The following is a 22,296-nucleotide window of genomic DNA, read 5'->3' as shown; positions in this document are numbered from 1 at the left end:
TGCGAGTAATATGCAGATATACCTGATGTCCCCGAATAGGAAAATCCTGAACTGTAATTTCATCAAAGAAGCCTTTTGAGCTTAACTTATACGGTCTGTATTCTTTAGGAATCGAATTTATCTCTTTAAGATATATATGCAAGACTTCATCTCCTTTCTTGTAAGACGTCAATTCAAAATATTCAACAATGATTTCAGGTAATAATAACTTGATTAGTTCGCTATAGGAGTCTTGCATTTGGTATAATTTGGAAACACAAATATCAAGATTTTAATATTTCCCCACAACATTTTGTCTTGATCCTTTGTCACGTTGAAAACCTGTGGAGCGACAATAGTTAAGTGTAATATTGCTACTTGCTTCACGGAGTCTTTCATTGCACTATCTTCCTGTCTTAATAGTTTTTATTATACTTTTTTTGATAGATAATCCAGCATGGATAGAGTAATGGGTTTTGATAGAAAATCAATGACCATGGGGTATGTTTTTGCTTTTTCTAAATCTGCTGGATCAATTGTTGACGAAAGGATCACGATTTTTGTGGTAGTATTAAAATCAGAATAAGCTAGGCTATTGAAAGAATCTAAGAATTCCCATCCGCCCATTACAGGCATGTTTAAATCCAAAAATATTAACTGAGGTCGTGTATTGAAATCCGCGCCTTTGTGTCTGATTGAGTCGAAGAATTGAAGGGCTTCTTCTCCATTCTGTGCTGTAATTATTTCATGTGTAAAAGTAGTTTTGAAAATTACTTTTTTGCTTAACATTAGAGTTATAGGGTCGTCATCAACGCATAAAATTAAGTCTAGCATTGTTTTAGTTGTTTTTGAATGTTATGGTAAAAGTAGTTCCTTTATTGACTTCGCTTTCAATACTGATGGATCCTTCCATGGCTTCAACTTGCGATTTTACGAGGTACAGACCCAGCCCTTTGCTATCGGGGTAGTTGTGAAATCTTTGGTAAAGCCCAAAAACTTTATCTCGATTTCTTTCTAAATCAATTCCAATTCCATTGTCTGTAAAAATGAAGATTACTTGATTTTCAGCTTGATGTGTAGATATCGATATCTCTAAAATTTTATTTTCTGATCTGTATTTTATGGAATTTGTCAAAAGATTCAGTAGAATACTCTCTATATACGATTTATTGGCTTCTAATAAAGGGGCGTTTTCAAAATTAACTTTCAATATAGTTTGATGGGTGTGACTTGAAAAGATGAGTTGGCTTTGTATTTTTTCAAATACTTCCTTTAATACAACTACTTCTTTTTTAGTAGAAGGGTTGTCTTTTATGATCATGACTTTTGTCAGGTCGTTTACGGTTTCGTTTAGCAGGTTGGTTGAGTTCTTGAAGCCATGTAATATTTCTTTTAATTCTGAATTTTCAATGGGGATGTCTTCTATTAAATTCAATAAGCCGGTTAAGTTCGATAAAGGTGCTCTAAGGTTATGGGAAGTGATATAAGAAAATTGCTTTAAATCTTTGTTGTTTTTAGTTAGCTCTCGTATGAGGTGTTCTTTTTCTATTTCTTGCTTTTTCTCTTCAGTGACATCTCTTTGTATCGAGACCCAGTGCGATAGTTCGTTTTCTGAATTGTAAATCGGAATCATGGAAAATCGCAACCAAAACTCCTCTTCGTTTTTTTTATAAGCAATTATTTCAATTACGCTTTCTTCTCTGTTTTTTATTGAGGTTATTATTTTTTTGATATTATCCTTGTCGGTATTGATACCTCTCAATAAATCTGGAGATTTTCCAGTGATTTCATGAACAGAATAACCTGTCATAACTGAAAAAGCAGGATTTACGTAAACTATTTTGGGTAATTTAGTTTTGTTAAAATTAGCCTCTGTAATAATTATTGAGTCTTTTGTTTGAACAATTAAGGTTTCTAATAATTTAAGTCGGAGTTCTTCTTTCTTTTGTTTTGTGATATCTTGGATGGCACCAATCATTCTAATTGCCTTTCCATTTTCATCTTTTAGAAGAAATCCTTTGTCAAGTACATATTTATAAGAGTTGTCAGCGCATTTAAAGCGGTATTCATCTTGCCAATTTTCGGTTTTTTGTTCTATAAAAGAATATAATTTAATCGACATTTTAATGCTATCTTCTGGGTGTATGTTGTCAAACCACCATTTTGAACTTTCTCCAACCTGATCTTGATCATATCCAAAAATGCTTTTTATTCCCTTGTTCCAAAAGAGTTTGTCTTTCTGGATTTTCCAGTCCCAAATCGTATCGCTAGTTGCTTTAGCAACGATGTCATATTTTTCATTTGACTCCTTAATTTCGTCGTTGGTTTTCTTGAGTTTTTCAAAAATAATTTTGTTTCTATTATCGTTTTTGGATAGAATATATCTAAAGGTCATGCCTGTTAAAAAAACTAAAGCGAGGTCTTTTGTAAAATTAAAAATTTTGTAATAATCTAGATAATAGTATTTTATGGAAATTTTGTAAAAAACGATAGCCACGAAGACGGCTATAAGGATATATGTTATAGTTAGCTGGTTAGTTTTGCTTTTCATCACTCAAATGTAATTAATTATAATGAAATTTAAGACACCTTTACGCACTTATTTTTAACTCACAATTAATATCTAAAACGTTAACTATATGTAAAGTATTGTATAAATATTTTTTATATCAAAATAAAGTGTACCTTTGCAGCCATTAAAAATCACAGATGGAATCTATTAGAAACATTGCAATTATTGCCCACGTCGATCACGGTAAAACAACTTTGGTTGATAAAATTATGTATCACTGTCAGTTATTTCGTGACAACGAAAACACAGGTGACTTAATCCTTGATAACAACGACTTAGAGCGTGAAAGAGGTATTACCATTACTTCTAAAAATGTTTCTGTTCAGTACAAAGGAACAAAAATCAACATTATTGATACTCCCGGTCACGCCGATTTTGGTGGTGAGGTAGAGCGTGTATTGAATATGGCTGATGGTGTTTGTCTACTTGTGGATGCATTTGAAGGGCCTATGCCCCAAACTCGTTTTGTTTTACAAAAAGCATTAGACCTTGGTTTAAAGCCATGCGTTGTTATTAATAAAGTTGATAAAGAAAACTGTACTCCTGAAGAAGTTCATGAAAAAGTTTTTGACTTAATGTTTGAATTAGGAGCAACAGAGGAGCAGTTGGATTTTCCAACAGTTTACGGTTCTGCTAAGAATAACTGGATGTCTGACCATTGGGAAAACGTTACTGATAATGTTGAAGCATTATTAGATATGGTTATCGCTAATGTTCCAGCTCCTAAAGTTTCTGAAGGAACTCCACAAATGTTGATTACTTCTTTAGATTTTTCTGCTTTTACAGGTCGTATCGCTATTGGTCGTCTTGAAAGAGGTATTTTGAAAGAGGGTATGCCAATCTCGTTAGTAAAAAGAGATGGTACAATATCTAAATCTAGAATTAAAGAGCTTCATACTTTTGAAGGTCTTGGTCGTAAGAAAGTACAAGAGGTTATTGCGGGAGATATCTGCGCGATTGTTGGTGTTGAAGGTTTCGAAATTGGAGATACTATCGCTGATTTTGAAAATCCGGAAGCTCTAAAATCAATTGCTATTGATGAGCCTACAATGAGTATGTTGTTTACGATTAATGACTCTCCTTTCTTTGGTAAAGAAGGAAAATTTGTAACTTCTCGTCATATTAGAGATAGATTAAATAAAGAATTGGAGAAAAACTTAGCAATGAAATTAGGTGAAACTGATTCAGCTGATAAGTTTATGGTTTTTGGTCGTGGAGTACTTCACTTGTCTGTTCTTATTGAAACAATGAGAAGAGAAGGATATGAATTACAAATTGGTCAACCACAAGTTATCATTAAAGAAATTGATGGTAAAAAATGTGAACCAATTGAGGAGTTAACAATCGATTTACCTGAGAATCTTTCAGGTAGAGCTGTAGAGTTTGTTACAATCCGTAAAGGAGAAATGTTGAGCATGGAAGGAAAAGGAGAACGTATGATTATAAAATTCAATATTCCGTCTCGTGGAATTATCGGATTGCGTAATCAATTGTTGACTGCTACTGCTGGTGAGGCAATTATGTCACATCGTTACATAGGATATGAGCCTTTCAAAGGTGCTATTCCTGGACGTAACAATGGTTCTTTGATCTCTATGGAAAATGGTAAAGCAATTCCTTATTCCATCGATAAATTGCAAGATCGTGGTAAATTCTTCGTTAATCCTAATGATGAAATTTATGAAGGTCAAGTAATTGGAGAAAATTCACGTAGCGATGATATGTGTGTTAACGTAACTAAGGCTAAAAAACAGTCTAACGTACGTTCTTCTGGAAATGATGAAAAAGCTAGAATTATTCCACCAATCATTTTCTCATTAGAGGAAGCTTTAGAATACATTCAAAAAGATGAATATGTAGAGGTAACTCCAAAATCTATTCGTTTGAGAAAAATATATTTGACAGAAACAGATAGAAAAAGATATAAAATCTAATTTTATTATTTTATAGAAAAAAGCCATTCGAAAGAATGGCTTTTTTTATGCTTGCTAATTAAATGTGAGTTGCAAGTTTATTGCAAAGTATGAGATCCTTTATTAGTCTAAGATATGAATCATTTATGACTGTGTATTTAATGCTTTGGCATACGCGAAATAAATGCTCTCTTTAGTGTTTGAGTATAGATTTTTGAATAGGTTTGTACGTGATAAGTATATTTAATGATAATGGTAAATGAACATCTAGAACATAGGAGGAAAAAACATAGAATTAATAATTCAAAGTAGTTTTTGATTAAAAAGATAAGTGGGATTTCCAGTTTTTCTAAAACCACTCTCCACACTGAAAGTGCAGAGTAGTTTATTTCAGAAATATGAGTTTGTTTTATCTTTTTAAGCTAAAATGTCCATTTACGGCTCTTCCGTCCTCAAGTTTAATAGTGTACCAGTAATCATCTGAGGGGAGTTGTAATCCATTGAAAGTACCATCCCATCCCTGAGATGTAGGAGCAACTTGCTTGAGAAGTTTTCCGTATCTGTCGAAGATGAAAATCGTTGAATTTGAATTGAAACTTGCATTTACTCCTTTTAAATTCCAATAATCATTATAACCATCTCCATTAGGAGTGAAAAACCTTGGGACACCTAATACTGCTATAATCTTGCTAACAGTTCCGCATCCATTTATATCATTTATATATACTTGATGAATTCCGGCTGGTACATTGTCAAAGAAATTTGATGATTGAAATGGACCATTAGGTTCGTCTAAACTATACTCGTATTTTCCTGGACCTGTATTGTTTACGGTAACGGTATTGATGTTTGCTAAATCCACAACAGTTATACTTTGAATATGTGCTATATCTGAAGCGGTAACTTTTATAGTTCGTACTTTGTCACAACCGCTTAGATTAGCTACTCTCACAGTGTAAGTTCCAGCTTCATTTATATCCAAAAATTCAGTAGTTTGAGTAGGTAAAGTTACATCATCTTTAGTCCATACGTATGTATAATTGCTTGGTAGGCTTCCGTCTTGAATTCCCGCATCCAATTTAACAAAAAAGGTGGGTAGATTTGAACACACTAATTCATTTTCGCTACCGTCACTGTTTAATTCAATGTTTGGCAACGCATGAACAATAAACGGAATAGTTACTGTGGCGGCGCAAGTTGTATTTACTGTGTTTTCAACTGTAACAATTATATTTTGTGTTCCCGTAACAAAAGGATTGGGTAGGGGACTAGATAGCAAATCCCCATTTTGATCAAAGTACTTTACAGTCATTCCTGTTTGTCCTGCTAGTATTGTTGTCTCATAAGTTGATGTGTCAAAAGGAAATTTTCCATCTTGAAGTAAAGGGTTTGGCTCGTCATCACACGCTGTTGTTAAGGAAGTAGTAATTGCAAAAGCTTCCGGTAGATCATCTACTATAAATTTAATCAGAGTTTCATCATAACATGCTAATGTTGTATTATTAATTACTACTGCTTTTATGGTTTGCGAAGCAGTTGTGAATGTAGCTGGGAATGGACTTGGCAGAAGATCATTATTTGCATCTAAGTAAGTAACGGTAACATTACTTTGTCCGTTTAGTAGGGAAGCTTCAAGCGTAGCGGTGTTAAAAGTTAAAATTCCATCTTGATTATCATCGCATTGTCGTTGTATTGTCACAGGATTTGCAAAGGGTAATGCCTCGACCATTAAATTAATATAAGGCCCCAAACCATAACAAGCATTATCAATATCACTGTCCACTCGACCCCAAATTTGTTGCGTGTTTTCATAACCAATATTCCTGTAATTTGAAATATCTGCGATAACATTAATTTCGGCTAGGGCGTCGGCTTGATTTCGATAGAAAGTTATAGAATAAGTGGATGGCACTAAAGACCTTAAATAAGTAGCGGCACTGCTAAAATTAAAAGAGGTAACCCCATCTCTTTTGTCATTGTTTGCGGTGTTATTCCCGTTTATATCTAAGAAATCGTCACACTCCGTATAAGGTATTATTGTATTTTGAATTTGTGTAGCTACAGCCTTTAAGTTAAGTTGAGCTACACTGAAACATCCATTAGAATTTACAGCTCTAGTCCAAACTTTCATAACACCAAAAATATCCCTTGTTGTATTATCAAAAGCCAAAGGAGTTGAAATATATTGTGTTGGATCTGCCGTTTGAGCTCCAAGTAGCGTTTTGTAATAAGTAAAATTTTCGAACAAATAATTTGATGAAATCAGGTTGTTTTTAACGGTTAAATTAAATGAAGTATATAAGTCTGTATCATCGTCACACTGAATAATAGTAACATTAGTAACGACAGGTAGAGCATAAACGGTTAATGTTGTTTCTGAGGAAAGTAAGTCGCATGAATTCCCTACTTTTTTAAGTTGAACACGATATTTATAGCCGTTCATAGTATTTTTTACACTTGTAATTAATAATGAATTAGTTGTTTCTTGTGAGTAGGTTGCATTATTAGTTATGGGAGTCCACGTACTTCCGTTCGTTGAAAGTTCCCATTGGTAGGTATTACCGCCATTATCCGCGACTGTAACCGTGGCGTTTTGTAGTTCACAAGTTGCTGCAACAATCGGCTGGGTTGTAATTACTATAGGTGCAGCAGTCGTATAGTTAGCATTTGGAGGAGTATAGCCATTAGTCCGGCTTGTTACAATTCCTTTAGAATCAACAGTTGGTGGTGTAATTGAGCCTAATAATCCATCGCCATTAGAATCTGTAAACCCAGCTTCTATGACATCATTACAGCCATCATTATCACTGTCTAGTTCTCGATAGTCTTTAATTGCGTCCCCATCAGTGTCCGCTGCCAAACTTCCTGTCTCTATTGTATCATAGATTCCATCATTGTCGCTATCCCAATCTAAAAAATCAGGAATCCCATCATTATCAGTGTCTATAGGAGAAAACCCCGGTTCAAAAGCGTTGTCAAGACCATTTTTATTGATGTCTATATTTGAAATAGTTTTTACTGTGGTTCCTTGAGCTTCAATAGTATCAGGAATCCCATCATTATCACTATCGAAATCCAATTGATCAGGGATGCCATCCAAATCGGTGTCACTAGGAATACAGGTGGCCAAAATGGTGAATGAACCTTTGTTAACTTGTGTGTCAGATAAGTTTTTATGTGTAAAAGAAATTGATTCGGTCATAAAGGAACGAAAACTAAAGGTTCCTGTTCCAGCTGCTAATGGTATAACACTATTAAGTCTAAAACGGATTTCAAAGGAAGAAAAGTCGGTTATGTTACTTTCAAAAATCCCGTCGTAATTGGTGTCAATTAACAATTGATTATCTGGATTCAATACTGTAATGGTTTTATTTGTAGGGGATTTTAAAATAAATTCGGAATTTGAGTTTAATAAATCGCTACTGTTTCCAACTTTAATATATTCTAAAGCTAGCGACACTGGTGTAGTGAAATTCATAGTATAAGTCAGGTAGTTTCCGTTACCAGATGAAACTTCAGTAGTAAAATCTCCATTTGTTTTACCTGCAAAGATTGTAGGTGTAGTTGAGCCATTAGAAGTTAGTGTTCCGCTAAATGGATTACTGTAATTGTCTTTAGAAATCGTACCGTTAGCTATATTTGAAATGTCGATACCTTGACTTCCGTAGGATTCGGTGCAGTTTGTAATCCCGTCGTTATCTAAGTCAATGTCAATGTTATCATTTGTTCCATCAGTGTCTGTATCAGGAGTACAAATACTTACTGGTATTTTATCTGAAAGCTGCGGTATTCCACAACCAGAAATACTACCCCTGACTTGATAATAGCCGGGCTGTGTCGGAGGATATGTATTAGTTACTGCGCTTGGGATATCACTATCATTAAAAATCCATTGAAAAGTATCATAAGAAGATAAAGAGTTCAGTTTTAAGATAATATTTGGAATACAAGAAGTATTCGTTACGGCAATTTTATCCGAAATAATTTCTGGTTTTAGATCGAATCCAGAATAGTAGCCGCCATATGTGGCAGCACTGTTTGAACCAAAATAAGACACATAGACTTGTTTAGATGAATAGACACCAATATTTCCTGTCAAGCCGCTTAACGCATAGGTTTCAAATTTGGGATTCCCAACTACATCTTTTGGAGCCACCCCTATAGGTTGTTTAATGCCGTTTATCGAAATTTCTATTGTTGCTCCTTTTTCTGTGACAATATTTAAGCCGCTGTTTGTTGTAAATGTCGTTGATCCTATTTGCTCTATAAATGGAATGTTATCAACTATATTTGGGGTAGAACAGTTCAATGGTGGTACAAAAAACATTTCTTGATTTGCTTGACTTGAACTTCCAACACTTTGATAGGCGAAAACATTTTTAGAGGTTTTTACATATAAACTTTGATTGGTTGAATAATTTGTACCATCAAAAATAATATATTGTCCGGCATTAAGCGGTGTTGCGTTATATGGAGTAGCGCTTCCATTTAGATAAACGAAAGTGTTATCTTCATGCGCAACAAGCAATGGACGCTCTAAAATATCTAACCCAAATCCACGAACAAAAACATATTCATTTCCAATGTTTTTTGCAGAGACAATTTGGTCAAATCCTAAATCTAGATTGTTATTGATATTCCCATTGGTACCTCCATAGGATCCACAATTCATTACAATGGGTTTGTTAGATTTAACTAAGGCACCAATTAATCCGTCCTTATTTGCGATACTATTATCTTCTGTTGCTAAAACATAGCTTTGACCTCTATTTAACGTTACACTTGGTGGCGTATTTCCAACTGCGATATTTCCAACCAAAGTTACTCCCGTTTTAATTCCACTAAAATCCACCACAGTATTATTTTCAGTAGCTAATATGGATAAAAAAGTATATCTGAATGCAGCATTATTCGTTGTTTCAGTATTCACAAAAGCGCCTACCCTAAATTCATTTCCAATAGCTGAAATTCCTTTAGAAACAAGTGACCCTGCTTGATTGTAATTTCCTGCCATCACTCTTGCAGCAACGTATATTAAGTTGTCGGCTTCAATTATAAATCCTTTGTTTGATAAAGGAGTATTCAATAAATAAGGACTTACGTGCAATTGTGAATCCGTTCCAAAACCTATGTTATAAACATAAGGAGTATCTTTAGAAACAAGAATATTAATAATACCAGCTCCTAATGCGTTAATTTTAACATTTACCGCAGTAGTACTCGGTGTTGAGATATATAGATATTGATCTTGAGCAGCAATAAGATCTGAACCGGACAAAGGTGGAATATAATGTGTTTTACTAAATTGTGCGAAACAGCTTATAGATAAAAAAGTAAAGAAAATTAGTAAAGTTTTTTTCATGCACTAAAAATAGCAAAATAAATATTATCTTTTTAAATAAAAATGGCCTTTTATGATTTTTCCGTCTTCAAAAGTTAAATTAAACCAATAGTCATTAGCAGGTAACTCAGAGCCATTAAATGTACCATTCCATCCCATACTGGTCTGACTTATTTCTTTGAGCAATTTACCATATCTGTTAAATATAATTATTTTTGATTTTGGTAGTAAATCAAGGTTTTTAATAGTCCAAAAATCATTATATCCATCTCCATTTGGAGTAAAAAATCGCGGGTAATCTAATACACTAATGGCAAAAGGATTTGATAAACCACAACCATTTTTATCTCTAGCATAAGCGATATAAGATCCTGCGGTAATCCCTGTGAATTGAGGATCATCCTGAAAATAAGTACTGTCAAGTGAAAACTCATAATCTCCTGAGCCTGTATATTCAAGTACTACTGAGTTGTCATTTCCGGCAAATTCATTTACGATCGCTCCCGTTATCGTTGCAATCCCCGACGCTTTGATATGAAATGTTTTGTTTGCTTCACATCCGTTCGAATCGGTGACTTTTACGGTGTAATCACCTGGTGTGTTAACGGTTATCGAAGTCGTTATTTCTCCAGTATTCCATAGGTAACTAGAGAAACCCGTATTGATTGAAATCGTTGTCGTATTGCCGTTGCATAAACTGGCATTTATATCTTCAAAATTTGGAGGCTTAAATGTGTCTACAATTAAAGTGATAGGAGTAATAGCATAGCAATCGGAACCATTTATGATTCTCGCAAAAATAATTTGCTGATTTGGAGTTATATTATTGAATGCGTTAGGAAGTGCATTATTTTGAGAAACAGCGTCAGCTGAATTTAAATAGTATTCTACATTTAATCCTGCCGGTGGTCCGTTTAAAACGGTTGGCGTTATTTGTGTATTTAAATCGAAAGCAGATAAGCCGTCTTGATTTGCATCTTCGTCACAGATTCTAAAAGGATTTGGCGGTGTAATAGCGTTATTAGAAATTTGGAGTGTTAATTCGGCGTAGTTGTTGCAACCGTAGCTGTTTGTAACTTTTGCATAGAGAATTTGATTCTGAGACTTATTCACATAGGACGAAGAATTTGTAATCGGATTTAGGGATGCTTTGGCTTCAGCCAATGTTTCATAATAAACGACTGGACTTAATGAGGAATTATTATTTTTAATTTGAGCATCTACTTTTGTTAAGTTAAAAATGGAGACCCCGTCGCCATTGTCATCACATTGTACTAAAGTGGTATTATTCAATAGAATTTCGGGAGCATATTCAATTTTTATTTCCCCTGATGAGATACAATTAGGGACATCTAATTCTACTTTGTAAGTTCCAGCATCTGTAACGGTATATGATGGTTTAGTCGCGCTAGGGATAGGAGTAGTAGAATTATTTTTATACCATTTGTAATTATTTGTTACGGGTAGGTTTGTGTTTATAACATAATTCTCTCCAAAACAGATACCATTATTTGTGGATAGTAACCGATCCGTGCCTAAATCTATTTTAGATTTAAAACTACCTGCCTCCAGAAAAACAGCAGAGTCATAATAATTACCACCTTGATCGGCAATTACTAATTTAATATGATACGTTTTTCCCGCAACAACGTTTGTTTGGGCAGTAATTTTCTTTGTTTGACCACTATAGTTAATAGGACTACTATTAGGAGCACTTGTAATTAAACCTCCAAAATAAGTTTCATTTATTGCAGGGCAGCCTTTGTGAAATCCTTTACTATCGGTTATGTCGTTAATTAAAGGATGTACATTTTGTGAAGAAATAGGAGTGTTAGTTCCAGGGAGTACTGCCAAATTTGTGTAACCAGCTGTTCCTGATTCTTTTATTAGAAAAGCGAAAGCATCTGAATATTCGCATGGGAAGTAACTTTGATATTCATTAGAAGCAAATATAAAATTAAAACTGATGAAGTTGGTCAACGGTACAAAATCAAATTCTAAAACGGTTGCATTGAAAGTGTTTGAAATACCTAATACTTGTTCTAACTCTGGGTCTCCTTTCCAAGAGATATTTCCTCCACCTGTATTTGTCACATCGAAGGGGCCAACGGCTTTACTAATGCTCCAGGTACTTAAAATCACTCCTTCTGAAAAGGGGAAGCTACTCGTTCCTGAATTGAAATAGCCATGACTATTTTGAGTTCCTGAAAAAGTATCTCCCAAGACTTTAGGATTTGAAGTTGTAGAACACGAACTGTTATTTGTCAATATGTCTACGAGATTTTGTTCAGTGTAGGTATCGTTTACCGTAAATGATTGTGCACTTCCCATAACGGGAAAATAACATAGAAAGATAAAAAGTAATATGGCTTTTATGGATTTCATAGACTAGTAAAGGTACTATAAATCTCTGTTTTTTAATAATTTATAAGAAAACAACATAAATATAATTGACCATGACAATACAATTAATAGTGATGAAAAATGAACACTATAATCTTTAATACTGTCTACTCCAATTTGTGACCCTATATTTTTTATCACAGATAATCTGGAAAAAGGTTCAACTATCAAATTTGACATTGATTCTAATGGAAAAAATTGAGTTATATAATCGGCTATTTTATTATCCGGGAAAATTTTGAAAACTAAAATACCTTTTAAAATACCTTCTATTATGTTCCATACGAGTAGAAATCCAAGGGCGAATGCGGAGCGCTTTACCAATATTCCTAAAAACAAACAGAAGGAGAAAAAGCCAACTAATTTGAAAAAGAATGCCAATAAATATTCCATTTCAGAAAAGACTATGGATAACTCTGTATAAGAAGAGAAAACAAACCCTAAAATTAAACTCATGATAAATACAAAAACAGTAGAACAAAATGAGAATAAAAGTACGGTCAAAAATTTAGATAAAATGAACTCTTTTTTACTCAAACCATCAATCAGATTTTGCTTTAAAGTACCGTAACTATATTCATTGGCCATCATGGAAACGATAACAATGGCTAGGAATAATTTTAAAATTGCAGCAATGTAGGTGTTGAAATGCCAAATGAAAGGGAAGTTGAATATACCCATCTCTGCAAGATGAATTTTAAAAAAACCAATGTCAAATTTGATAGACGCAATCATTGCTATAAAGGAAAGTAAAATGAAGTAGGTCAAAGTCAATACACGACTGGCTTTATTCATCCATATTTTTTGTAATTCAATTGATAATAATCTTTTCATTTTTTTTAGTTTTTAAGTATTGGTTTTGCATTTTTTGTCAATTCTAAAAATTGCTCTTCCAAACTGTGTTTGCGTTTTACCAAATGGCTTAGATTAATATTTTTTTCACAAAGGAATTTATTTAAAGCAGCGGCTTCTAAGGGACTTTTTAGATATACAAAAACTTTCCCTTCTTCTTGTTTAACACTCTCTAGGGCAGGATGCGTTTTTAAAACTTGGATCAAATTCGCAGTATCTTCTGCCTTTAATTCAAAGAAACCTTCATTGGAAGACATACCATGCACACTTCCGGAATAGAGAACGAGTCCTTTTCTTAACACTAAAACATGAGTGCACACTTTTTCGACTTCATCTAATAGATGAGAGGCTAATAAAATAGTAGTTCCCTGTGAGGCAATCTGTTTTATGATATCTCTAATTTGATGAATTCCCTGAGGATCTAAGCCATTAGTAGGTTCATCTAAAATTAATATTTCGGGATCGTTTAATAGGGCAGATGCAATCGCTAAACGTTGTTTCATTCCTAAAGAAAAAGTGCTAAATTTACTGTCTTTTCTATCATCCAAGCCTACAAGTTGCAGTTTTTCCATAACTTTAGCATAACTGATATCCTTGATTTTACAAACTAGTCTCAGGTTTTCTTGTGCCGTCATGTAGGGGTAGAAATTGGGTCTTTCGATAATTGCCCCCACTTTTTTTAAAGCTTCATGAGTTTCCATTTTTCCATCAAACCAGCTGTATTCTCCCGAGGTTTTATTGACGACGTTTAAAACAATACCAAGTGTTGTTGATTTTCCGCTTCCGTTTGGGCCTAGAATACCATAAACGTGGCCTTTTTTTATTTCGAAAGAAATATCTTTTAAGGCTTGTACGCTTCCGTAGCGTTTGCTGAGATTTTTAATAGAAAGGATGGTTTCCAAAATGTTCGTTTTTATATTATAAGTAGGACGATCAAAATAGGGAATTGTTACCGTTTTACCAAAATTAGTTTGCTATTCGATTAACTTGGATGCGTCTTCTAATTTTTGTGCGGTAATTGGTTTCATGATATAGTTTTTTACAATTGCATATTTTTTCACCATTTCGATATCAGAAGGATCAATGGAAGAAGTGACAATAAAAATGGAGATTTCTTTCTTAATGGGCAATTGTACAAATTCATCAAGGAATTGCCATCCATCTAAAAGGGGCATATTTAAATCTAGTAAAATTACGTCAGGGAGGCTTGCGGAATCACTACAATTCTTTGTCAGCTCATTTAAAGCTTCTTGTGAATTATGAAACGATATTATTTCTTGACAAAATTTATTTTTTGAAATCAACATACTCATTAATTTAATCGATAATTTATCGTCATCGATTATATAGGTTGTTTTATTTTTCATTTATAAAAATTTTAAAAGTACTACCAGAACCTACTTCGCTTTCAACTTCAATCTTACCATCCATAGCCTCTATTTGATTCTTAGTTATATATAATCCTATCCCTTTAGCGTCTTCATTACCATGAAATGTTTTGTACATTCCAAATAATTTATGCCCGTTTTTTTTCAAATCTAATCCTAATCCATTGTCTTTAAAGCTTATGATAGTTTGATGTTCATTGATTTCGTAATTAATTTTAAGAAAAGCTTTGCGGTCTGGAGATTTATATTTTATGGCATTTGTGAATAAGTTAAGTAAAATACTATCTAAATAAGCAGGGATTACACTCACCATTAAATCATCAGGAATAGCATCAGTTATTGATATTTGACTTTCTTTAATCGCTAATCTCAGCGCCATTTTTGTTTTTTGGATTTCGTCTTTTAAACAAATGGTTGTCTTTTGAATATTTGTTTTCTGCTGAATAGTTATTATTTCGTTTAAATATTCAATTGTTTCAGAAAGTTTTGCAGTTCCTTCCTTAAATAAATCAAAGTATGAAAGTTTTTCAGCTTCCGTTTCAGAGTTCTCAATGATGTCTACAACCATTTCTAAATTACTAGAGTGTGATCGGATATTATGGGAAACAATATGTGCAAAATTATATAGTTTGCTGTTTTGTTGACTTGTTACTTCTAAGAGTTTTTTAAGTTCAATCTCTTTTTCTATCCTTAAAGTGACATCGCGTCCTACGCCAACAAAGTTTATAAAATTATTTTCGTTATCAAATACCGTTGTTATATTCAATTCAAACCAATATTTTTCTTTCTTTTTATTGTAATTAAGAATCGTGATTTTTATGCTTTCTTTGTTCTGAATCGCTTTCCTCATTTTGGCAGTGGCGTCAGGATCTGTCTCAGGGCCTTTAGACCTATAGCCTGGCCTGTGGTCAATTACTTCTTCTAGACTAAATCCTGTCAAATCTAAATAGGCTTTGTTAGCCCAAATTGCTTTTCCCTGTGCATTAGCAATGACAATGGTGTCGGTAGTTTCAGATGCTGCAAGAGATAGCATGTTTAGATTGGCTTCAACATTTTTACGATCACTTATGTTTCTAAAAAAACAAACTAGGTAGGTGTGATTATCTACTATAAATTTTTTGCCTGAGGCAACTTCCACTGGAATAACAGTGTCATTCTTTGTTTTTAAGTAGGTCTCATTTACAAAATGGGTATCTTTTTTTAATTGATTTGCAAGAAAGATTCTAATTTGTTTCCTTTTATCAGGCTGGAAAAGTTCTGAATTATGAAGACCCAATAGTTCTGAACAGTCATAGCCACTAAGTTCATAAGATCTTGCATTACAGTCTGTAATAATTCCCGTTGCAGAGTCAATAATGATAATAGCATCATTGGCACTGGAAAAGATAGAAGAGAATTTTTCTACACTTAATTTTAGTTTGTGAATCAGGTTTTGCTCTTTTGTAATGTCCTGAAAAGTACCTATTAAATGAGCTGGTTCGCCGTTTTTGAATTCGACCTGGCAAACACATTCGATAAATCTGATGTTGTTTTTAGCTGTTGTAATTTGGAATTTTTCGTGAAATGAAATTCCTTCCTCGATTGCTTTTTTTATATTTATTTCGAATCGCGTCCTCATATCTCCCTCTGAGAAGAAATTGATAGCATATCCTTTTATTGGTTGGAAATCTTCAGAAACTTCAAGAATGCTTTTTGTAACTGTATCCCAATAAACCACATTGGCTTTAATGTCTATTTTCCATATACCAATTTTAGCAGATGCCGCTGCTTTAACATATATATCATCCTGGTCAGTCATAGTAGGTTTGAATATCGATTTTGCCTTGGGGGCTTTCAAATGTAGAATAAATATTTTCCCTACTGTTTTTTTTTAACAAATAAGTTGTTGGTGATTTAATGCTTTGAAGTTATTTTTATTTTAAGTTATTGTAGATCAGTATTTTATTTTTAATGTCGTTTGTTTTAAATATTTCAGTATAAATTTTTTCTTACGCTACTTCGTTGGGATTGTGGATACTAAATATAATTGTGAAGAGTTCGGATATGGGTATCTAATGCTTGGAATAAATTAAGAAGTTTGTGTTTTATTCTTTTTTACTTATAAATTGATGTAAATTTGCATTAAATCCACTGTAATGAGCGATTCTGAAGTACTGTTTAAAAAACCATCCTATCCTATAAATAATGCCCTTTTTGATTATTTAGGTCGTTTTGATCGTATTTCAAAAGTTCCTGTTATTTATGATGATTTATTACGTTTCTCAGGTTTTATAAACGTCTACGATAAGCATGAAGAAGATACCCTATGGATAAGGGTTTATTATAATGAATTTGAAAGAATGGAAATTGATCTAACTTTAAAAAAAATCTATTCGCTTTTGCATTCAGATGGAAATTTAGACATTATTAAGTTTTTGAATGTAGATTCAATCGATTATTGCACCTTTGGAAATTCGAAGCCTTTTCGAATAAAAGTAAGAAATATTTTAAATGACAACTACACTCATTTTTACGTAAAGAAAGCGGATGCCTCAAGAGTATATGGACTAGAGCTAGAACACATTCTATCTCCAGATAAAATCAATTTTTTAGTATATGAAGATACTTTGATTGAAGAACATATCATGGGGATTCCAGGAGATGTATTTATAAAAACACTTTTGAATGATTGTAGCGAAACTGAAAAATCACAAATAGCAAAAGAATTTGTGAAGTTTAATGAACGCTGCATGATACGCCTTTTAGGTGACATGAGGTCTTACAACTATGTAATTGTCCCCATTCATGATTTTGACCAGGTCGTTTATAGAATTCGTCCCATCGATTTTGATCAGCAGTGTTACGAGGGAAATTTCAAGATTTATAGACCGCAATTCTTTAAGGAGAATTATCCAATGGTAAAATTAGTCAAAGATAAATTGCAGGATAGTTCCATTGAACAATATAAGGATGAAGAGCGATCTGTATTGGCTAAGAGAATCTTATCGGCAGAAACACGTATTAAAAGGCTATTAAAGATTATGGGAAATGATCTCATTGCCCCTGATGAAAATGTGGAACGACTAAAGAATGATTTGTATGTATTTACAAATGATTTGAATTTTAAAAATGCTAAAAGGATGGGTAATGTTTTGACTGCAGCTTTTCGATTTGTTACCAGAAACTATAAAAATCCCAATTTATTTAAACCTGGTTTTTAATTCATGAATTAGGTTTTTGTTGTTAAGTTTTTATCACATAATTCTCCAAAAAATGAGAAACCCAATCTCGATTGTATTATTGTCAATATTGTTTTTGTCTTGTAAACAAGATTCAAAAGTAATAACATCACTTTATGCACTACCTAATAAATTAAAAGAAGTTTCAGGAATAGCTTATGCAACACAATCTAGCTTGCTTTGGGTTCTTGAAGATAGCGGTAATGCTAATATGATTTATGGGTTAAACCCAAAGGGAAAACTCGAGAAAAGCATCACAATCCAAAACGCTAAAAATATCGATTGGGAAGATATTACTAAGGATAGCAAAGGAAATTTATATATAGGGGACTTTGGTAATAATGACAATGAGAGAAAAGATTTATGTATTTATAAAATTGCTAAAGATTCTTTACTAAAGAATACGATAAACGCTTCTTATAAAATTTCATTTGAGTATCCAGAGCAAAAAAATTTTCCGCCAAAGAAGAAGGATCTTTTATATGATGTTGAATCTTTTTTTGAGTTTAAGAATAACTTTTATCTTTTTACGAAAAACAGAAGTAGTAAATTTGATGGCACGACTTTCCTTTATAAAATCCCTAATAAAGCAGGTTATCATCAGGCAAAGTTACTTGGAGAATTCAAGACCGGAGGTAGTTTTGAAAACAATGCTATTACTAGTGCAGCCATAAGTCCAGATGGGTCTAAAGTGGTTCTTTTATGTCATAGTAAAGTATGGCTTTTTAAAAGTTTTACTACAGATGATTTCTTGTCCGGAAAAGCAAGTGAACTTAAACTGCATCATTTTTCGCAAAAAGAAGCTATTTGTTTTAAAGACAATTCAATACTATTAATTGCTGATGAAAAGACTAAAAAAATAGGTGGTTTTCTTTATGAAACAACGGTAGAAAGACTAGAAGCCCAACCCTAAGCCAAAAGTAATCCGTCCTTCATCATCAGCACTTTTAAAATAAGTTAATCTTGTCGTCAGGATATTGAGACCATTAAGCCAGATACCACCACCGAAGGATTGATGCCATTTATTTGAGGTTTCTCCATCTAGCCAAACTCTTCCGTAATCAAAACCGCCAAAGATTCCATACGACATAGGAACGATACTATTCTTGATTTTTCCTATTGAATAGCGAATGTCACTACTTTGAAAAAAAGATTGATTTCCTATAAAACGCTGGTTTCTAAAGCCTCTTAAATCATAATCACCTCCTAAAGTTGCTCCTTGATAAAAGTCATAATTATTGTTCAAGATTGCTTTCCCTTTTAATAGAGTGGCCAACACAAGTTTCCCATTCGAATCAATTTTATGGTTAAAATTAAGTTTAGATTCTATAGCAGGAAAATTACGTTTTGTATCGTTAAGATTTATTTTCCAACTTCCACCTATTGAAAACCCCATTCCCATGGTTGGAAATGAAGGGGAGTCATAGTTTTCATAACTGTATTTTATACTTGCTCCAGCAAATTGTTGACTATCAAAAACCCTGGGGTGTACACTGTTTGTAATTGCTACAAAACGATTATTTGTACGCTCTACATCAAAACTTTCAATGGATGTTTGAAAAAGAATAGTGCTTCCATAAAGGCCTATTTTTTTAATTTGCGGTGCTATTTTGAGCATTCTAATGCGAACTCTATTATAATCCATACCAAATAACTCTTCATTATTTAGACTGTTATTTCCATAACCAAAATAGTTAATGGCAAAATTTGGACTTGTAATTTGGGATTCTAAATTAAAGTCCCAATTACCAACTATTTTAGGTGTATGAAGGTTGTATAGTAATTCAAACCCTTCTGTTGCAAAATAATAATTAGCTTTTAAAGTGTGTTTTCGGGTATACGGATTTTGTTTAAAGTGATTGATAGTGTAGTTTGCAATAATACCAAGTTTTATTCCGTCATCAGGGTTAAAACCAATAGTTGGCATACCTGAAAAAGCATTGTATTTTGGTTTCTTATAATCATAAAGATTTGACTCATAATCATCAGTCAGGAACTTCTTAGTTTTTGAGTCAAGGTTAAAGCTGTTTTCTTTTGATTTAAAATCAATGATTTTAGTGTTATGACCATTTGTAATTGTATAGACATCATGGTTCTGTCCACCAATAAGTCTAATGTTTATTCTAGATTTTTTATTTCCCATAACTTCAAATTCGTCATCATCATCTAAGCCATACACCCAGATATTCTTAGTTTTAGAGCCATTGAATAATTTAGTATACTCTAATTCATCGCCCTCTTTTTTTATTCGATAAACACGAACTTCAATTTTATTTTTAGCAACATGATGAATTATAAATTTGTCTTTTTTATTGGTGCCAACAATCAAAATCGTTTTTTGTAATACACGATTATATTCGCTAGCATATTTTACTAGCTGTGCTCTTCTTGATTTTAGTTTCTGCTTTATTTGGTCAATCGTCTCGTCTTGTACTTCTTTGGGTAAATTATCAAAAGCGTGGTCTATAGTTTCATTAGATAGGTTTTTTTGAATGTATTTCGCCTGTGCAATCCAGTCTTTTTCGGTAGCGGTTTTTAAAAAAGCAAGGTCTAAGGGATACGGTTCTCTATTGAACCATTTAACATTCTTAATGTTATCCTTGAATGTTTGCATATGACGAAGCGCCGGAATATTCATCAGGATAGAAAGCAAGGCGCCATCATATTTAGAAAAAGCTTGATCTCTATCACGAGGAATAGGCTTATAAATAACTTTATTGTCTTTTTTATATTCGGCCCAGCGCCATTGATCATAATGTCTGTCCCAGTCACCGATGAGCATATCAAATAAACGCGCTTTTATGTATTCGCTTTCGTCAACCGTATATTTTTCATCCTTGTGTAAGTTCTCTAGTAAATCTTCGGTGCTAATTATATCATCTGGTTTTCCAAAGGTCTTTAGGTCTTTTTGACTTTCGGAAGGACGCTCTTCAACTAAATACAATTCGTCACCAAAATCAGTATTAAAGGCTCCTAATGCTTTTTGTTTTGGAATATAGTACAAATGAGGATTTGTATGGAAGACACCAACTCCATCCGCTAAATTACCAACGGCCAGAGGCGCATAAGGATGTGCGGTGGTATAAAAATCATACAGAAAATTTTCAGCATAGGTATTTTTAAATTCATGTTCTACATATTGATCTTTGAAAGCAACACTTTGCAAAAAGCGTCCCACACTTTTCTTTACAGCACGCATTACATACTCTTTGCCATCAGGATCAGAGAGTCGCAGTGAAATAGATTGATGACCACCGCCAGCTCTTTCAGGTGTCAGGCCTCCATAGAGCGTGTCTAGTGTTGCTACTTTTGATTCTATTAAAGTGCCATAATATTTTCGATAATGGGTACCAAAAATAAAATTATGAGTAGCACTTTTGTCAATCATTTCAGGCGTGTAAACTGATGTTTTTTCTGTTGAAGAAAATTGGGTTGCATAATTAACTTTGAATTCTTTCTTAGGAGAAAGTACTGTTTTTCTGAAAAGTAATTGAGTTTGATTGTTATCTCTACCGTAAAATGAAACTGCTGTTTTGCCATTTTTATATATATCTAATGTGGCATACCCATTTTTTCCGTAGGAGAAATCATTAGGATTTATAGCTCTGGCTGCCTCAGATTTAGATCCTGCACCACTAATGATTTGCTTGATATTATCGTTGTCAATATATTGTAAATTATGATCATGACCAGAAACCACAATTACATTATCTTGGCTTTGTAGAAGAGTTTTTATTCGTTTTACATAAGCAGTATATTGTTTGTTTTGAATATCTTGAGGGCTAATTCCAGAGGTTTTTCTCAGTAAGTTAATAAGGGAGCCTATAACTGGTAAAGGGATTTTTTGTTTTAATGGGAAAATCTGTTTTTTTAAAGAAAATTGTCCGCCATGACTGCCATAAGTCATCAATGGATGATGCAACGCCATAATGACTGTTTTATCTTTGTTTTTATTTAAGATGCTTTCTAATTCTTCAAAAAAAGCTTCTCTACTTTTAATTGAACAATCATCATTTAGTGTTGGAGTTTTATCCCAGTCTTCAAGAAACCATTGACTGTCAATTGTAATAAGAAGTAAGTTGTCATTTATTTTCTCATCTGCAATGGGGCACCCTTTTCTGGGAGAAAATGAACCTTTATCATCAAAGTAATCCGTAATTATTTTTTCTTGTCGTTCTAATCCTTTTATGCCGTTATACCAATCGTGATTTCCTGGGATAAAAATAGTTTTTCCTTTGAAATTTTTTGAAATTTTTAATTGATTTTCAAGCTTTTTTGTGGCGATTTCATAATTTATTTTGTCTTCTTTTTGAGGCATTCCTTTTGGATAAATATTATCTCCTAGGAATAGAAGTGTACTGTGTTTATTAGCTAGAACAAGCTTTTCATGAAGCGAGTTTAATACGTTTTTAGCATTTTCTTCGTCGGCATTTCCTGCATCACCAATTAAAAAGAGAGTATGGGCAATTTTTGAAGTATCAGTTGCACTATCGGCCACAGGATTTTCAATCTTATTTCCAAATTGCGAATGATGTGTCGCACAGGACTGCAATAAAACTAAAAATAAAGTGAGCGATTGAAATATTTTATTTTTGAAGAAACGATTATCCGAAAACAATTTCATAATTTA

General features: G+C 33.2%; 13 protein-coding genes. 3 read left to right on the top strand and 10 right to left on the bottom strand.

Translation table 11 applies throughout. The features are described 5' to 3' along the window. From AC4PRO_RS07325 to AC4PRO_RS07315, 3 genes are all read right to left on the bottom strand, one after another. On the bottom strand, positions 1-238 hold a 238-nt coding region (locus AC4PRO_RS07325; RefSeq protein WP_492116884.1), incomplete at its 3' end, for an ISAon1 family transposase N-terminal region protein. Positions 239-408: 170 nt separating this feature from the next. Beyond that, positions 409-813 carry a response regulator gene (locus AC4PRO_RS07320; protein ID WP_492116883.1) on the bottom strand — a complete coding sequence of 135 codons (405 nt, stop codon included), beginning with the start codon at positions 811-813 and terminating at the stop codon, positions 409-411. Positions 814-817: 4 nt separating this feature from the next. Beyond that, the gene (locus AC4PRO_RS07315) at positions 818-2,530 is read right to left on the bottom strand and encodes a PAS domain-containing protein (RefSeq protein ID WP_492116882.1); all 1,713 of its coding nucleotides are present in this window, start codon (positions 2,528-2,530) and stop codon (positions 818-820) included. Positions 2,531-2,688: 158 nt separating this feature from the next. On the opposite strand from AC4PRO_RS07315, the gene typA reads away from it, so the two are divergent. Continuing rightward, positions 2,689-4,485, top strand: a complete 1,797-nt coding sequence (gene typA / locus AC4PRO_RS07310; protein ID WP_492116881.1) for a translational GTPase TypA — start codon at positions 2,689-2,691, stop codon at positions 4,483-4,485. 388 nt (positions 4,486-4,873) lie between these two features. Here the strand turns inward: typA and AC4PRO_RS07305 are convergent, their stop codons facing one another. From AC4PRO_RS07305 to AC4PRO_RS07280, 6 genes are all read right to left on the bottom strand, one after another. Further along, complete coding sequence (locus AC4PRO_RS07305; protein ID WP_492116880.1) at positions 4,874-9,826, bottom strand: FIDD domain-containing protein; 4,953 nt, start codon at positions 9,824-9,826, stop codon at positions 4,874-4,876. Positions 9,827-9,850: 24 nt separating this feature from the next. Next, a complete protein-coding gene (locus tag AC4PRO_RS07300) occupies positions 9,851-12,190 on the bottom strand; it encodes a T9SS type B sorting domain-containing protein (protein ID WP_492116879.1) in 2,340 nt (779 codons plus the stop codon). A 15-nt stretch (positions 12,191-12,205) separates the two neighbouring features. Beyond that, positions 12,206-13,042, bottom strand: a complete 837-nt coding sequence (locus AC4PRO_RS07295) for an ABC transporter permease (protein WP_492116878.1) — start codon at positions 13,040-13,042, stop codon at positions 12,206-12,208. 5 nt (positions 13,043-13,047) lie between these two features. Continuing rightward, a complete protein-coding gene (locus AC4PRO_RS07290) occupies positions 13,048-13,962 on the bottom strand; it encodes an ABC transporter ATP-binding protein (RefSeq protein ID WP_492116877.1) in 915 nt (304 codons plus the stop codon). Between the two features lie 72 nt (positions 13,963-14,034). Then, entirely contained in the window at positions 14,035-14,427 is a 393-nt protein-coding gene (locus AC4PRO_RS07285; RefSeq protein WP_492116876.1) for a response regulator, read from the bottom strand. Next, positions 14,417-16,246, bottom strand: coding sequence for a PAS domain-containing sensor histidine kinase (locus AC4PRO_RS07280; protein WP_492116875.1), 1,830 nt, complete (start codon positions 16,244-16,246; stop codon positions 14,417-14,419). The genes AC4PRO_RS07285 and AC4PRO_RS07280 overlap by 11 nt, the downstream gene beginning before the upstream one ends. A gap of 337 nt (positions 16,247-16,583) precedes the next feature. Between AC4PRO_RS07280 and AC4PRO_RS07275 the strand changes: the two genes are divergently transcribed. After that, positions 16,584-17,648, top strand: coding sequence for a hypothetical protein (locus AC4PRO_RS07275; protein WP_492116874.1), 1,065 nt, complete (start codon positions 16,584-16,586; stop codon positions 17,646-17,648). A 52-nt stretch (positions 17,649-17,700) separates the two neighbouring features. Further along, on the top strand, positions 17,701-18,579 hold the full coding sequence (locus tag AC4PRO_RS07270; protein ID WP_492116873.1) for a hypothetical protein: 879 nt from the start codon (positions 17,701-17,703) through the stop codon (positions 18,577-18,579). On the opposite strand, the gene AC4PRO_RS07265 is transcribed toward AC4PRO_RS07270, so the two are convergent. Next, positions 18,562-22,290, bottom strand: a complete 3,729-nt coding sequence (locus AC4PRO_RS07265) for a metallophosphoesterase (RefSeq protein ID WP_492116872.1) — start codon at positions 22,288-22,290, stop codon at positions 18,562-18,564. The genes AC4PRO_RS07270 and AC4PRO_RS07265 overlap by 18 nt on opposite strands. Between the last annotated feature and the right edge of the window lie 6 nt (positions 22,291-22,296).

The organism is Flavobacterium sp. DW-iso2 (assembly GCF_058725285.1).
This window is presented reverse-complemented; position numbering and strand designations above follow the sequence as displayed.

Coding starts and splice junctions, on each gene's coding strand:
- AC4PRO_RS07320 (WP_492116883.1), bottom strand. CDS start 813: ATGCTAGACTTAATTTTATGCGTTGATGACGACCCTATAACTCTAATG.
- AC4PRO_RS07315 (WP_492116882.1), bottom strand. CDS start 2,530: ATGAAAAGCAAAACTAACCAGCTAACTATAACATATATCCTTATAGCC.
- typA (WP_492116881.1), top strand. CDS start 2,689: ATGGAATCTATTAGAAACATTGCAATTATTGCCCACGTCGATCACGGT.
- AC4PRO_RS07305 (WP_492116880.1), bottom strand. CDS start 9,826: ATGAAAAAAACTTTACTAATTTTCTTTACTTTTTTATCTATAAGCTGT.
- AC4PRO_RS07300 (WP_492116879.1), bottom strand. CDS start 12,190: ATGAAATCCATAAAAGCCATATTACTTTTTATCTTTCTATGTTATTTT.
- AC4PRO_RS07295 (WP_492116878.1), bottom strand. CDS start 13,042: ATGAAAAGATTATTATCAATTGAATTACAAAAAATATGGATGAATAAA.
- AC4PRO_RS07285 (WP_492116876.1), bottom strand. CDS start 14,427: ATGAAAAATAAAACAACCTATATAATCGATGACGATAAATTATCGATT.
- AC4PRO_RS07280 (WP_492116875.1), bottom strand. CDS start 16,246: ATGACTGACCAGGATGATATATATGTTAAAGCAGCGGCATCTGCTAAA.
- AC4PRO_RS07275 (WP_492116874.1), top strand. CDS start 16,584: ATGAGCGATTCTGAAGTACTGTTTAAAAAACCATCCTATCCTATAAAT.
- AC4PRO_RS07270 (WP_492116873.1), top strand. CDS start 17,701: ATGAGAAACCCAATCTCGATTGTATTATTGTCAATATTGTTTTTGTCT.
- AC4PRO_RS07265 (WP_492116872.1), bottom strand. CDS start 22,290: ATGAAATTGTTTTCGGATAATCGTTTCTTCAAAAATAAAATATTTCAA.